The following is a 14,151-nucleotide window of genomic DNA, read 5'->3' as shown; positions in this document are numbered from 1 at the left end:
CTACCGTCCGGTCAGGGCCTTGCTCGCGGGCGAGAAATCGATCTCCTCACCGCGACCCTCGGCCTTCGCCCGTTCGTACAACATGTGGCCCGCAGCGACGGTTTCGATGGCCGTGCCGCCGGAGTCGAAGACTGTAATCTCCTCGGGTGACTGCCGCCCGGGCGCGTTGCCGGCGACGATATCACCTAGCTCGGCGTGGACGTGGTCCTCGTCGATGACGCCCGCATCGAGGGCGTTGATGAACGACCCGGCGTCCTGTGTCACCCGCTCGCGCAAGTCCGGAACGTACGTGGCGCGTTCGATCGTCGTCGCGTCCAGTTCGTGCTTCTCGGGGTGGTACTGACCCATCGCGGTTACGTGAGTTCCCGGCTCGAGCAGGTCGCCGTCGAACACCGGGTCGCTCGCGCTGGTCGCCGTGATAACGACATCGGCCCCCTCGATTGCTGCGGCCGGGGACGCGACGGCAGCCACTGTCGGGTCCAGCGCGTCGTTCATCTCCGCGGCGAAGGACTCCCGGCTACTGGCCGTCGGGGAGTACACCTCGATGCGGTCGAAGTCTCGGACTGTCGCCGTCGCACGGACCTGGCCGCGGGCCTGTGCGCCACTGCCGATGACTGCGAGGTCGCTGGCGTCCCGGCGGGCCAGTGCGTCGACACCGACTGCCCCGGCCGCGCCAGTCTTGTGCGGGTTCATGCTCGCACCGTCGAGAACAGCGAGCGGGTCGCCACTGTCGGAGTCGAAGATCGGGAGCGTGAAGTGCGCGTCTCGCCCGCCGAAACCGGCCGCGTAGGTGTACCCGCCCATCGCGCCGGTGTCGGGGAGGATCGCGAGATAGCCCGTCAACATTCCCGCAGGCTCGTCCGAGAACAGCGTTGTTCTGGGAGTCGCCGGGGCACCCTCGCCACGCTGGCGATACCCCTCTCTGACGGCGTCGACGTACTCGGTGGGTTCGGCGAGGTCAGCTACTTCGTCGCTCTGCAGGAACAGCGCTGTCGCATCTGTCGTCATACTCCGTCGTTTGGGCGACCGACTCTTATACTGCCCGGCGGTGCCAATCTGTACGACCGGGGACCGGTTACCGGATATCTATCGAAAACGGGAGAGTAGACGGGCAGGAATGCGTCTAGTCCGCAGTCTGTAGCGGGTCCGACTGCGGGTTCTGTTGGGTCGACGTGTCGTTCGGAACCGGGTCGACGGGGGCACGGACGAACATCGCGTGGCCGATGAGGCCGACTGTTACGACAGAGGCCATCGGAATCGCCGTCGTCAGTTCGAAGCCGACAACGAACAGAGAGGCGGTGATGCCGGCCATGGCGAGCGGAATGAGTCCGAGAATGATGTCGTAATATCCCGTCATAAGTATGAATTATTCTACGGTAGCGGAGTATATGAATGTTTCCCTAAAATACGGGATAATACACTCAATGGCCCCTACGAATTTATTCAGTACCCGCTGAGTAACAAACTCATAAGTTATGGATTGGATTTTGGGGAAAGATTAATATAGGCCTATTCTTGTGGACTGTTCACAATATAAGGGCAGGGACGACCCGTTGTTGCTGGCCCGCAGTCGTACGCAGGATATGATATTTCACCACAAACTGGAATGCGGTGTTTGCCAGCCGGGATACGATGACTGCTGTGACGGTTCTCTGTTTCTCGGATAGAGCCCTCCGAATTACCTATTTTCAGAATTTGAGAACTAGATTAGGGATTCCTGGTGTGGTAATGCCCCCTATTTTCTCCGATGATAACTGGGTCCATGTGCTTATTAGGTACGCCAAGAGACGTTGAATCGGAGAAAAACGGAACGCCGATTCCCAAACGAGACAATGAGCACGAACGCAACGGACAACACGACGGACGCCGCGACCGACGATCAAGAACGACGATACGCAGAACTGAACATCGGCGACGAAGAGTTCGTAATCTACGACCGGGAGAACCACCAGGCATGGATTCAGTCGACAGAATCGCTCGAAGTCGCCGACCTGCGATAGTCCGTCAGCGACACCGCAGCTCTGCTACAGGCCGCTTATTTTGCGACTGCAACTCCACCGCGCCAGAGCAGCAACAGCGTGCCACCGACGAGCACGGATACGAGCGCGAACGTCACTGCCGCATTGCCGGGGAATAGCGCCGTCGAACGGAGTCCCTGCGCGATTCCGACTGCTAGTACCCACCCCACGATAGTGCGGCCGAGAGCCGCTCGAACCGTTCCGGTCGCCGCGGCGGTGTACAGCCCCCCGAATCCGGCGACGAGGAGCCAGCCGACGTAAAAGGGGGTCAGCGTCCCGGCGAACCGACCCGGGTTGAGTACCGGATTGATACCGTGGGTCAACTCCCCGATACCGACGAACAAAGCAATCGCCAGCAGGTCACCGACGGCGACCAGCGCCGTCCGAGCGGACAGTTCGATACGACCGTTCCCCACCGTCGAGACGCTCATACAGGTAGTTCCGGCTCCGGGCACTTCGCTCTCCCGGATTCGACGACGGCGGTTGGTACCTTAGAACAGGGACCAGCACTGATTACAGTGGGCGGCCCCAGTGTCGGTGTATGGAGTTCACGCTGCTCGGCTGGCCCGAGGACGGCCACCGGCTCCGGCTGGACCACGAGCAGTTCGCGTACGCGGGCAAGTTCGTGATGACCTCGACCGGGAAGGCCGTCGTCGGGGACGATGGCGTGGTGGCCGCGGCCGCGTTCGACGCCGACCGGACCGACCCCGACACGCTCTGTGTCCGGTATATCACCGTTCGGCAGGACCGGCAGGGCGACCGGCTCGGTGCCCGCCTCCTCCGGTTCGTTCGGGACCGCGCTACGGAGCGGGACTTCGAGCGCGTGTCCATCGGCGTCAACAATCCGTTTTCCTACCAGGCCGCCTACCGGGCCGGGTTTTGCTTCAGCGGCGCGGAGTCGGGGATGGCCGAACTCGACCTCGTCTGGCCGGGCGACCGCAGTACCGAACGGTATCAGGCCGGTCTGGACCTGTTTCGGGAGCGCGATCTCTCGCCAGAGGAAGAGTCGTTTCTCGCGGCGAAGGCCGACGCCGACCCGCCGTCGGTCCTCGGCGACTGGGCCGAACCGCCGTCCGGACGGACAGCCACATCAGGCTGATCGGCCCGATCGAGTCGACTGGCCTGCCGGAGCCCCGTGCCATCTCCGGGAGATTCAAACGGCTGTCGGCCAAAGGCCTGCCAATGGGAAACGCTGATTTACGGTCGCTCGCGGCGCTATCGGACGTGTCGTTCGGCGACCTCGGCGGGAGCGTCGTCGCCGTGGACGCCCACAACTGGCTCTATCGCTATCTGACGACGACGGTGAAGTTCACTAGCGAGTCGAAATACACCACCGGCGACGGCGAGGAGGTGGCGAACCTCATCGGCGTCATCCAGGGGCTACCGAAGTTCTTCGAACACGACCTCACGCCGGTGTTCGTCTTCGACGGCGCGGTCACGGACCTCAAAGACGACGAGGTCGAGAAACGCCGCGAGCAACGCGAGAAGTACGAGTCCGAGCTGGAGGCGGCCCGCAAAGCGGGCGACAGCACCCGCGTTGCCAAGCTCGACTCCCGGACCCAGCGGCTGACCGAGACCATCGTCGACACGACGCGGGACCTGCTGGAACTGCTCGACGTGCCAATCGTCGACGCCCCCGCTGAAGGCGAGGGGCAGGCGTCGGTGATGGCCCGGCGGGGTGACGTAGACTACGTCGGGACGGAGGACTACGACGCGCTCCTGTTCGGTGCGCCGATGACGCTCCGCCAGATTACGTCGAAGGGCGACCCCGAACTGATGGACTTCGAGGCGACACTCGAACAGCACGACCTCACCTGGGAGCAACTGGTCGACGCCGCCATCCTGATGGGGACGGACTTCAACGAGGGGATCTCCGGCATCGGTCCCAAGACCGCCGTGACGGAACTCCACGAGCACGGCGACCTCTACGCCGTTCTCGAAGCCCGGGACGAACACATCGACCACGCCGACCGCATCCGGAACCTGTTTCTCGACCCCGCAGTCACCGACGACTACGAGATTCCGGACAGCATCGAGCCGGACGTCGACGCCGCCCGCGCGTTCGTCACCGAGCAGTGGGAGGTCGACGCCGAGGAGGTCGCTCGCGGGTTCGAGCGCATCGACGAGTCAGTCGTCCAGACCGGGCTTGACCGCTGGGCGTGACAGCGAAAACCCACGACTGACCAATAGCGCACTAAAAACGACCGCGGACGATTTCAGCTCAGACGACGGATTCGACCGTCTCGATTTCGTCGAGCGTGCGGTTCCGGATAGCCTGGCCGCTGGCCGTGTCGAAGAGGTGAATCGCGTTCTCGGGGAACCGGACTTTGACGCGCTGTCCGGCCTTGAGCTGTTTCATGCCGCCGACCGTCGCGATGAACTGGTCGTCCATCGTCTCGTCGAACTGCAGGTGGGCCGTGTTCTCGTTCCCGCGTGGCTCGACGACGTTGACCGTGGAATCGAACACGTTCGGGCCGGTGTCAGTCTGGACGAACTCGATGTCTTCGGGCCGGATGCCGAGCGTGATGTCGGTCGTCCCCTCGACTTCGGCGACCGTCTCGTCGCTGGGTTCGTACTCGAACCACTCGCCCCGTAGCGTCGACCCCTCCAGAGTCGTTGGGAAGAAGTTCATCGACGGCTCGCCGATGAAGCCGGCGACGAAGAGGTTGTTCGGCTCGTGGTAACACTCGAGCGGCGTCGCACATTGCTGGAGGACGCCGTCGTTGAGAATGGCGATACGGTCGCTCATCGTCATCGCCTCCGTCTGGTCGTGGGTGACGTAGACAGTGGTGACGTCGAGATCCTGCTGGAGCTCCTGGAGTTCCGTCCGCATCTCGGCTTTGAGCTTCGCGTCCAGGTTCGCCAGCGGCTCGTCCATCAGGAACACTTCGGGGTCCCGGACGATAGCGCGGCCGAGCGCCACGCGCTGTTGCTGACCGCCGGAGAGTTCCCCGGGCTTGCGGTCGATGAGTTCGAAGATGTCCATATCTCTGCACGCCTGCTCGACGCGCTCGTTGATCTCGTCGTCGGGCATGTCCGTCGATTCCTCCAGCCCGAACGCCATGTTCTCCCGCACGGTCATGTGTGGGTACAGGGCGTAGGACTGGAACACCATCGCCACGTTCCGGCGGGCCGGCGGCTGGTCGTTGATGATCTGACCGTCCAGTCGGATCTCGCCGCGCGTGATGTCTTCGAGCCCGGCGATCATCCGCAGCGTGGTCGATTTCCCACAGCCCGATGGGCCGACGACACAGAGGAACTCGCCGTCCTCGATGTCGACCGATACCTCGTCAACCGCGATGATTTCGCCGTCGTCGTCTTGGAACGTCTTCGTTACCTCGTCCAGTGTGAGTTGTGCCATTGTGAATACCTCCGTGATTACTCTCCAGCGACGCCTTTCGCGAACTGTTCGCCGAACACGATGTAGACGAGCAGCGTCGGCAGTGCTGCGACGATGGCCCCTGCCATCGTGGTGTTGAACGACTGGACGACCCCGCCAGTGAGCGCCGCGAGGCGCTGGGTCGCCACCTGCGAGGCCGGTTCGTTGATGAGCACCAGCGCGAACAGCAGGTCGTTGTACACCTGCGTGAACTGGTAGATGAGCGTCACCGCGAACATCGGCAGCGACAGCGGGAGGATGATGTTGCGGTAGATGCTGAACGCGCTCGCGCCGTCGAGGCGAGCGGCCTCGATCATCTCCTCGGAGATGCTCTGGTAGTACGACCGGAACAGCAGCGTACAGATCGGAATCCCGTACGCCGCGTGGGTAACCGACAGCTGCAGCAACTGTACGTAGCCGTTACGGCTCGGATACTGCCAACTGCCGCCCGTAATGAAGCCGAAGAGGGTGTTGATGAACCCTTCGGCCAGACCCGGGAACACCCGGAACCAGAACTGTGAGAGCGGGACGAGCACGGCCTGGTAGGGGATGAAGATGCCCGCGATGATGAGGACGACGACACCGACCTGGCCGCGCCAGCTAATCGTCGTCAGTCCGTACGCGGTCAGGCTTCCCAGCAGCGCCGACATAATCGTCGCCGGAATCGCCATCAACAGCGAGTTTATCAGTCCCGGGCGGAGCGTGTTCCAGGCGGTACTGAGCGCGTCGAGCGTGAAGCCGTCAGCGCCCGGCGGCGCGAACGGGAGCGTCCGGGCGAACGCGCTCTCGGTCTTGAACATCGTCATCACGGCCGTCTCTACCGGGAAGAGGTAGAAGGCGATGCCCGCCAGCAGGAGGGCATACAGGCCGATACGACTGTTCTCTGTACTGCGGAGTTCGTCGATGAAATTGCCGCCTCTGATACTCATAGTTCACCCCGTCGGTATTCGCTGTAGAGGTACGGGCCGATGACCAGCAGCGCGAGGGCAAACAGCACGATAGCGACGGCTGACCCGTACGCCCACTGGAGGCTGTCGAACGCGACCCGATACATCATCGTCGCCAAAATGTCCATGTTCGCCCCCGGCTGTGAGCCACGGAGCGCGTAGATGAAGTCGAACGCTTTCAGCGCAAACACCATCAGCACCACCGACGCCGACACCGCGGAGGCACGGAGCTGCGGGATGATGACCCGCGCGTACAGACGAACCGTCGACGCACCGTCGACCCGCGCGGCCTCGTAGTGTTCGGTCGGAATTGCTCGAAGGCCGGCGAGGAAGACGACCATCGCGTAGCCGCTGAACTGCCAGATCAGCGCGAAGATGACCGCCGCCAGTGCGGTGGTGTTCCAGGAGAGCCACTGAATGACCTCGGCGTTGACCCCGGCCGGGCGGAGTAGTCCCACGATGGCTCCTTCGAGATTGAATACCCGGAGAAGTTGATTGAGAACGCCGTTGCGGGCGTTGTACACCCACGCCCACATCGTCGCCGTGACGACGAACGAGAGGCTCATCGGGAGCAGGTATATCGTTCGGAACGTGTTCTCGAAGCGTATCTGCTGGTCGATGAGGATGGCCACGAACAGGCCAAGTGCCAGACAGAGGACGGTGAACACGACGAGTAACACCACCGTGTTCTGTGCCGCCTGCCAGAACGCCCCATCGTTCAGCATACGGCTGTACATGCTGAGGTCGAAGGTCTCGTACTGTGCACCGCCGAGGCCGTTGTAATCGGTCAGCGATAGGAGGAAGTTCCAGGCGATAGCGCCGTAGACGAAAAAGCCCGCAAACAGGACTGGCGGGAGCCAGAACGGGGCGGATTCGACGAGTTCCCACTCGACCGGCAGTGAGTTCCGGAGTGAGTCGCCCCGGGTCGTCTTCACGGTCGCCCCCCCGTCTGTTGCCAGTTGGTCACCGTCCGATTCGTCTCTCGATACCGCCGACCGGAGCCGACCCCCGGTGGCGAGGAGTCTGCTGAGTATCTCGCGCATGGTTGTGTCAGTCGTTCGCCGACGTGAGTTCGCCGTCCATCGTCCCGACGGATGTGTCGTCAGTCACATAGTCTCGCCAGCCAGCACGCGCGTAGCCCACGCGACCCGGCCAGCCTGTCGCACCAACACAGGCTGGCAAGCGGCGTGGGAACGCACGGTGACGGGTGTGCCATCCCGTCGTCGTGCCGAGCGGGCGAGCGGTTGCAACGCGGCGGGTACACCGGCTGCGAGTGTTCGCGATGTGTCACGTCCGTCGGTGTCCCATCGGGCCCCGACAGCCGACGACGGCAGCGACACACCGCCGTCACCGGACATTGTGGGGCATCAGTCATGAACGTCTCTGTGGCGTCGAACTCATGGTAAGTGGAGAGAGATTCTACTTAATATTTCCGAATGATAATACACGTTTATCTAGGTCACGGGTTCTGAGCCCCACGGTCTCCGCTGTCGGACCGGGGACCCGTGGTGCTCAGTGAGCGACTGTCCCGGCAGCCCCAGGCCTGTGCCGAGTGGTGTCCCGACTCGTACCGGTGGGTTTTACGACCGGGCGGACCACCCCCCGGACGTATGACCGACGAGTACCGGACAGAGCAGGACAGTCTCGGTGAGATGCAGGTGCCAGCCGACGCGTACTGGGGCGCACAAACGCAGCGCGCCGTCGAGAACTTCCCGATCAGCGACGTGACCTTCGGGCGGCGGTTCATCCGAGCGCTCGGCGTGGTCAAGAAAGCGGCCGCACAGGCGAACCGCGACCTCGGAACGATACCGGAAGACAAAGCCGACTGTATCGTCGAGGCCGCCGACGAGGTCATCGCCGGCGAACACGACGACCAGTTCCCCGTCGACGTGTTCCAGACTGGCTCGGGCACGTCCTCGAACATGAACGCCAACGAGGTCATTTCCAACCGCGCCACGGAACTGTACGGCGGTGACATCGGGACCCGGGAGATCCACCCCAACGACCACGTCAACTTCGGCCAGTCCAGCAACGACGTGATTCCGACGGCGATGCACGTCGCCTCGCTGGAAGCCGTCGAGAAGGACGTCATTCCGGGCCTGAAGACGCTCCGTGACGAACTCCAGGCCAAGGAAGACGAGTTCGAGAACGTCGTCAAGACCGGTCGAACCCATCTCCAGGACGCGACGCCGGTGACGCTGGGCCAGGAGTTCTCCGGCTACCGCACGCAGGTCGAGAAAGGCATCTCCCGCGTACAGGACGTTCACGGCCGTCTCGCCGAACTCGCGCTCGGCGGAACCGCGGTCGGAACCGGCCTGAACACCCATCCCGAGTTCCCGGCGAAAGCGGCGGCGTACATCAGCGAGGAAACCGGCCTGGAGTTCCGCGAGGCCGACAACCACTTCGAGGCCCAGGCCGCCCACGACGCGATGTCCGAGGCCCACGGTGCGCTCCGGACGGTCGCCGGCTCGCTGAACAAAATCGCCAACGACCTCCGACTGCTCGCGTCCGGGCCCCGCAACGGGCTGGGCGAGATCGACCAGCCGGAGAACCAGCCCGGCTCTTCGATCATGCCCGGGAAGATCAACCCCGTCGTCGCCGAGGCAGTCAATCAGGTCCACAAGCAGGTCGTCGGCAACGACGCCGCCGTCTCGGCCGGCGCGGCGGAGGGCCAGATCGACCTGAACCTCTACAAGCCCGTGCTGGCCTCGAACTTCCTGCAGTCGGCCAAGCTTATCGCCAACAGCAGCGCGGTGTTCGGCGAGAAGTTCGTCGCCAAGCTCGAAGCCGACGCCGAGCACTGCGCCGAGCGCGTCGAGCAGAGCATGGCGCTGGCGACGGCGCTCAACCCCGCCATCGGCTACGACAAGGCGAGCAAGGTCGCCAAGAAGGCCCTCGCCGAGGAAAAGACCATCCGCGAGGTCGTCCTCGAAGAGGGCTATCTCGACGAGGACGAGGTCGACGACGTACTCGACCCCGAGAAGATGACGAAGCGTGGAATCCTCGGCGACGAGTAGCGAAGGCTGAGCGAAGCGAAGCCTTCGGATAAGCGAGCGGGGAGCGATAGCGACCCGCGAGCAGCGAGGAAGCGACCGTAGGGAGCTTCCTCGAAAATGCGAGCGGGGAACGGAGTGACCCGTGAGCAGCGAGGGGCGCGAACGGAGTGAGCGGCCCTCGTACCGGAACGGCGACGTGAGGAGCCGCGAACAGCAGAGAGTTCCGCTGTGACTCAGTAGTTTCTGTTCGGTTCTGCTCGGATAATCAGCGACACCCCGACCTGACCGTATCGGTTATGTCCTATCGTGTCAAAAGATAATACATGAGCGCCACAGTGTTCCTCGACAGTTCGATGGACGGCGATACCAGTATCGAGTGTACGACAGCCAAAGTCATGGGGAACGTCGTCTGGGCCGTACCGGAGGACGACGGCCGGGAGCGCGTTATCCCGCTCTCAAACGTGACGGGCCTCGCCGGTGACGTCGTCGAGCAGGAGGTCGACGAGGTCGAGTACCCGGGTGGCCGCGTCACGGAACTCGTCACGCACCTCTCGTGAGGTGAGAGCCTTCGAGAGCGGCGGCGGCGCTGCGAGCGATTCGTCGCTCAGGTCCACGACTCGCCGTCGAGAACGTACCGGCTCTCGGGGTAGCGCTCGCCGCCGATTTCGGTTTCGCTCTCGTCGGCGAACTCGAACCCGAACTGCTGGTAGAACTCGACTCCGGGCTCGTTCGCCGAGAGGACCATCGCGTTAATCCGGTCGATGTCGTGCTCGAACAGTTCCTCGCAGGTCCGTTCTAGCAGCGACCGACCGATCCCCTCGCGCCGGTAGTCGGGATGGACGTACAGCCGGAGGATGTACCCCGCGCGGTCGGTTTCGTGCCACGTCGCGTGTGCGAACCCGACGACGTGCTCTTCGCGCTCGGCGACGAACAGAAGGGTCTGCGATTCGACCAGTTCCGATTCGATCTGTTCGGGCGAATACCAGTCGCCAACGCCGTCTTCGACTGTTTCCTGGGTGAGCAACGGGTAATCCGTCTCCCAGGCAGCCGTCGCAACCTGGTTGATGGCCGTCACATCGTCCGAAGTTGCTGGTCTGATTGTCATGTGAAAGTATATGTCATTATCAGTGATATGTTTTCCCCGCAAAGGGATACTGAGGTATTTGGTTTCGCCTTCGCCGCCAGATCCGACTGGCAAAACCAATCACCAGACAATTCATATTCATAATGCTTTTTAATTATGGACTTGAGTATCTGATACAGATGCGTTACTCCGAAACGTTACAGTTGTTCGACCAGGCCTGTGATTTTCCCGCGGACCACGCCACTATCGTCCACCAGCTCGGCGACGTCGAGCTGGTCGCCCAGAACGGCGACTCCGTAGAGATGAGTGAGGTACTGGCTCGGACCAGCGAAGCCACGTACCAGTCTGCAGAGGGGCTGTACAACTCTCTCGTCGGGAACCTTGACGACGGTTTCATCGGCCGGAAGTACTACGACGACCGGGCCGGGAGCACGTCCGGAACCGACGAAGTTCGAACCGAAACGGACCGCCTGTAGCCGCTGGGTGTGCGGTGCCGCGTGCTGGCCCCACTCAGTTCGTCGATGCGGATTCGTTGAGCCACGCCGGCCGCTCCGCCGTCGTCTCGCCGATATCCTCGTACCAGAAGCTGTATTCGACGATGCGGTCTTCGGTGCGATACCAGACGCTGAATCGGCGGACGAGGCCGGCAGGTTCGACCAGCAGTTCGATTCGGAACTCCGCCAGCCGTTCTGTGGTCGGAATCTCGCCGCCGGAACCGCGAATCCGGTAGGCGCGGCTGCCGTCCCGTGTGACGACGGCCGTGGCGCTCTGGTTGACCACGGCGTAGCGGTTCAGGTAGAACGCCGTCCGGTAGGCGTACTTGTCGCGGGTGAATCGGACCTCGCCACGCTGGCGCTCGACGGTGCCGTCGTCCCGTCGTTCGTACCAGTTGGTGCCGTCGGCGTAGGTCGACTGTTCGTACCGCTCGACAGTCCCGTTCGAGTCAGTCGTCAGTCTGACCATCTCGTCGCGATACCGCGTCGGTGATTCGACGGCGACAGTCTCGGTGCGCCGGACAGAGGTGCTGTCGTTCCCGATTGTGAGTTCGGTGTAGCGTTCGTTCAGGGTGTAGGTAGTGCCGTTGAGCGCCTGCCGGTGGGCCGCTGACAGGAGCGCGACGTTTTCGAGCCGTTCCGTGGTAACGCCGGGCGGCGAGTCCAGCGACGTTGCCGTGTCCGACTCCGCCGCTGTCGGAACCGGTGCCGGCGTGACGGTGCCCCCTTCGGTGTCGTCAGCGCCGATGAGGGCGCTACAGCCGGCTGTCAGGAGAAGGACGGCCACCGCGGCTGTCGACAGCCAGCGCATACTGACAGTGAGGGAGACACGGCCAAAAGCACGGCGGCGAGCGCGGGAAGGGTGCGTTTTTTGGCCCCCGGTCCCGGACACCTCGACAATGACTGAGTACGACTACGAGGAGCTGGGGCTCGTCGCCGGGCTGGAGATCCACCAGCAACTCGACACCGCGACGAAACTGTTCTGTGACTGTCCGACGGCGATCCGCGAACCCGAGGAGAGCGAGCGCTCCTTTACCCGCTATCTGCACCCGACCAAGAGCGAACTCGGGGAGATCGACCAGGCGGCCTTAGAGGAGAGCATGGTCGACCGGGAGTTCGAGTACCTGGCCTACGACACGACCTGCCTCGTCGAGGAGGACGACGAGCCGCCCCACCGGGTCGACCGCGAGGCGATGGAGACGACGCTCGAAATCGCCCAGCTACTGGACATGTCCGTCGTCGACCAGGTGAACGTCATGCGCAAGATCGTCGTCGACGGCTCGAACACCACGGGGTTCCAGCGCTCGATGCTGGTCGCCAACGACGGGGCCATCGAGACGAGCGCCGGCCCGGTCGGTATCGAGGACATGCTACTGGAGGAGGAGTCCTGCCAGCGCGTCGAAGAGACCGACGACGGCGTCCGGTTCTCGCTGGACCGACTCGGCATCCCGCTGGTCGAAATCGGGACGAAACCCGACATCAGTTCGCCCGAGCAGGCCCGCGAGGCCGCCGAGCGCATCGGGATGCTCCTCCGTTCCACCGGGAAGGTCAAACGCGGCCTCGGGACCATCCGCCAGGACGTGAACGTCTCCATTGCGGAGGGCGCACGAATCGAACTGAAAGGCGTTCAGAGCCTCGACGATATCGACGACCTCGTCCGCAACGAGGTCCGTCGGCAGGTCGAACTGCTGGACATCGCCGAGGAACTCGCCGACCGTGACGCTTCGGTGGGTGAGCCACAGGACGTGACCGAGGTGTTCGAGGACACGGATTCGGGTGTCATCGAAGGTGCACTCTCTTCAGGCGGCAAGGTTCAGGGCCTCCTGCTGTCCGGCTTCGACGGTCTCGTCGGCCACGAGATTCAGCCCGACCGGCGGCTCGGGACGGAACTGTCCGACCACGCCAAGCGCCACGGCGCGGGCGGCATCTTCCATACCGACGAACTGCCGGCCTACGGCGTCACTAAGGCGGAAGTCGAGGCGCTGCGGGACGCTGTTGGGGCCGGCCCCGAGGACGCTGTCGCCATCGTCGCCGACGACCCCGAAACCGCCGAACTGGCTATCGACGCCGTTGCCGAACGGGCCGAGACGGCGCTCGAAGGCGTCCCCGAGGAGACCCGCGATGCGAACGAGGACGCCACGTCGCGGTACCTCCGTCCGCTCCCCGGCGCGGCCCGGATGTACCCCGAGACGGACGTGCCGCCCGTCGAACCCGACGTGACCGAAGTCGAGACCCCGGAGCTACTCACCGAGAAGGTCGACCGGTACGAGCGCGAGTTCGACCTCGGCTCCGGCCTCGCCGAGCAGGTCGCCTACGGCCAGCGATGGCCGCTGTTCGAGGCGCTGGTGGAGGGCGAGGGCGTCGACCCGACGCTGGCCGCCGGCACGCTGGAGTCGACGCTGACCGAACTCCGCCGCGACGACGTGCCTGTCGGGAACCTCACCGACGAGCACCTGCGGGACGCAATCTTGCTGGTGGACGGCGGAGACGTGCCGCGCGAGGGGATGGAAGCCCTCCTGACGGCACTCGCCGAGACCCCGTCGCTGACGGCCGAGGAAGCCGTCGAGCAGGAGGGACTGGGCGGCGTCGACGAGTCGGAGGTCCGGGACGCCGTTGTCGAGGTCGTCGAGCGCCACGAGGACCAGGTCGCCGAGGAGGGAATGGGGGCGTTCTCGGCGCTGATGGGCGAGTGCATGGGCGCACTCCGTGGCAAAGCTGACGGCGATACAGTCAGTGACGTGTTGCGCTCGGAGATACAGAAGCGGGCTTAATTGCTCCGCTCGGGCTGTAAGGAGTCGATATCGACAGGGTCCCGTGACAGGCCGTCACCGTTCGCGGACAGGTCGTGTTCGACCGTCGACTCGAGCAGCGGGACGAGGGTCGGCGCATTCGGCCCGATATCGACCATATCTTCCGACTGGTCGTACTGGACGACACCGGCATCGACCAGCCGCGGAAGGTGGTTGTGATAGAGGGCCGTGTAAATCTTGAGTCGCTCGTCGCGGTGCTGTTCGGCCGGTGTCCCGTGTTCGAATTCGGTCACCGTATCCGTGAGCACGGCTAGTGAAACCGGCGTCGTGTACTGTGAAAGCCCGTACAGGAGGTACCGCCGGTAGTGCGACGACAGGAGCGACAGTCGGTCGTCCAGCGGGAGCGAGTCGGGGATCTCAGTTTGTTTCGTATTCATTTTGATTGGTATGGTGCTGGATGGGGACAGTTATCGTGGCAGGTTC

16 protein-coding genes are annotated in these 14,151 nt (G+C 63.6%); 7 read left to right on the top strand and 9 right to left on the bottom strand.

All coding sequences use genetic code 11. From position 1 onward, the window contains the following. Both VI340_RS03080 and VI340_RS03075 read right to left on the bottom strand, forming a co-directional pair. Positions 1-1,008: an ornithine cyclodeaminase family protein gene (locus VI340_RS03080; protein ID WP_008310403.1), complete on the bottom strand. Its 1,008-nt coding sequence runs from the start codon at positions 1,006-1,008 to the stop codon at positions 1-3. A 115-nt stretch (positions 1,009-1,123) separates the two neighbouring features. Then, entirely contained in the window at positions 1,124-1,357 is a 234-nt protein-coding gene (locus tag VI340_RS03075; protein ID WP_008310405.1) for a hypothetical protein, read from the bottom strand. 475 nt (positions 1,358-1,832) lie between these two features. Here VI340_RS03075 and VI340_RS03070 point away from each other — a divergent pair, with 475 nt between their 5' ends. Beyond that, positions 1,833-2,000: a DUF7331 family protein gene (locus VI340_RS03070; protein ID WP_004518770.1), complete on the top strand. Its 168-nt coding sequence runs from the start codon at positions 1,833-1,835 to the stop codon at positions 1,998-2,000. Positions 2,001-2,035: 35 nt separating this feature from the next. Here VI340_RS03070 and VI340_RS03065 read toward each other — a convergent pair whose 3' ends face one another. Then, positions 2,036-2,449: a DUF3054 domain-containing protein gene (locus VI340_RS03065; protein ID WP_336329807.1), complete on the bottom strand. Its 414-nt coding sequence runs from the start codon at positions 2,447-2,449 to the stop codon at positions 2,036-2,038. A 110-nt stretch (positions 2,450-2,559) separates the two neighbouring features. Between VI340_RS03065 and VI340_RS03060 the strand changes: the two genes are divergently transcribed. After that, on the top strand, positions 2,560-3,117 hold the full coding sequence (locus tag VI340_RS03060) for a GNAT family N-acetyltransferase (RefSeq protein WP_336357766.1): 558 nt from the start codon (positions 2,560-2,562) through the stop codon (positions 3,115-3,117). Between the two features lie 83 nt (positions 3,118-3,200). After that, positions 3,201-4,181, top strand: coding sequence for a flap endonuclease-1 (gene fen, locus VI340_RS03055; RefSeq protein WP_336357765.1), 981 nt, complete (start codon positions 3,201-3,203; stop codon positions 4,179-4,181). A 58-nt stretch (positions 4,182-4,239) separates the two neighbouring features. On the opposite strand, the gene VI340_RS03050 is transcribed toward fen, so the two are convergent. The 3 genes from VI340_RS03050 to VI340_RS03040 are packed head-to-tail and all read right to left on the bottom strand — an operon-like array spanning position 4,240 to position 7,387. Next, on the bottom strand, positions 4,240-5,379 hold the full coding sequence (locus VI340_RS03050) for an ABC transporter ATP-binding protein (protein ID WP_336357764.1): 1,140 nt from the start codon (positions 5,377-5,379) through the stop codon (positions 4,240-4,242). Positions 5,380-5,396: 17 nt separating this feature from the next. Further along, positions 5,397-6,326: a carbohydrate ABC transporter permease gene (locus tag VI340_RS03045; RefSeq protein WP_008310416.1), complete on the bottom strand. Its 930-nt coding sequence runs from the start codon at positions 6,324-6,326 to the stop codon at positions 5,397-5,399. Next, the gene (locus tag VI340_RS03040; protein ID WP_008310417.1) at positions 6,323-7,387 is read right to left on the bottom strand and encodes a carbohydrate ABC transporter permease; all 1,065 of its coding nucleotides are present in this window, start codon (positions 7,385-7,387) and stop codon (positions 6,323-6,325) included. Before VI340_RS03040 ends, VI340_RS03045 begins: the two co-directional genes overlap by 4 nt. 567 nt (positions 7,388-7,954) lie before the next feature. Here VI340_RS03040 and VI340_RS03035 point away from each other — a divergent pair. Further along, positions 7,955-9,361, top strand: coding sequence for a class II fumarate hydratase (locus VI340_RS03035; protein WP_008310418.1), 1,407 nt, complete (start codon positions 7,955-7,957; stop codon positions 9,359-9,361). A 302-nt stretch (positions 9,362-9,663) separates the two neighbouring features. Then, positions 9,664-9,897: a hypothetical protein gene (locus VI340_RS03030; RefSeq protein ID WP_008310419.1), complete on the top strand. Its 234-nt coding sequence runs from the start codon at positions 9,664-9,666 to the stop codon at positions 9,895-9,897. 47 nt (positions 9,898-9,944) lie between these two features. Here the strand turns inward: VI340_RS03030 and VI340_RS03025 are convergent, their stop codons facing one another. Further along, the gene (locus VI340_RS03025) at positions 9,945-10,445 is read right to left on the bottom strand and encodes a GNAT family N-acetyltransferase (RefSeq protein WP_008310421.1); all 501 of its coding nucleotides are present in this window, start codon (positions 10,443-10,445) and stop codon (positions 9,945-9,947) included. 158 nt (positions 10,446-10,603) lie between these two features. Here VI340_RS03025 and VI340_RS03020 point away from each other — a divergent pair, with 158 nt between their 5' ends. Further along, complete coding sequence (locus tag VI340_RS03020) at positions 10,604-10,900, top strand: DUF5789 family protein (protein ID WP_008310423.1); 297 nt, start codon at positions 10,604-10,606, stop codon at positions 10,898-10,900. Positions 10,901-10,934: 34 nt separating this feature from the next. On the opposite strand, the gene VI340_RS03015 is transcribed toward VI340_RS03020, so the two are convergent. After that, positions 10,935-11,729: a DUF7537 family lipoprotein gene (locus VI340_RS03015; protein ID WP_336357763.1), complete on the bottom strand. Its 795-nt coding sequence runs from the start codon at positions 11,727-11,729 to the stop codon at positions 10,935-10,937. 88 nt (positions 11,730-11,817) lie between these two features. Between VI340_RS03015 and gatE the strand changes: the two genes are divergently transcribed. Further along, positions 11,818-13,689: a Glu-tRNA(Gln) amidotransferase subunit GatE gene (gene gatE, locus VI340_RS03010; protein WP_336357762.1), complete on the top strand. Its 1,872-nt coding sequence runs from the start codon at positions 11,818-11,820 to the stop codon at positions 13,687-13,689. Here gatE and VI340_RS03005 read toward each other — a convergent pair. Next, positions 13,686-14,105 (bottom strand): DUF7344 domain-containing protein, encoded by a 420-nt coding sequence (locus VI340_RS03005; RefSeq protein WP_336329814.1) that lies wholly within the window; start codon positions 14,103-14,105, stop codon positions 13,686-13,688. The genes gatE and VI340_RS03005 overlap by 4 nt on opposite strands. Between the last annotated feature and the right edge of the window lie 46 nt (positions 14,106-14,151).

The organism is Haloarcula sp. CGMCC 1.6347, assembly GCF_037078395.1.
Lineage (GTDB): Archaea > Halobacteriota > Halobacteria > Halobacteriales > Haloarculaceae > Haloarcula > Haloarcula amylolytica.
Note: the sequence above shows the minus strand (reverse complement) of the source record. Positions and strands in the feature narration are given on the sequence as shown.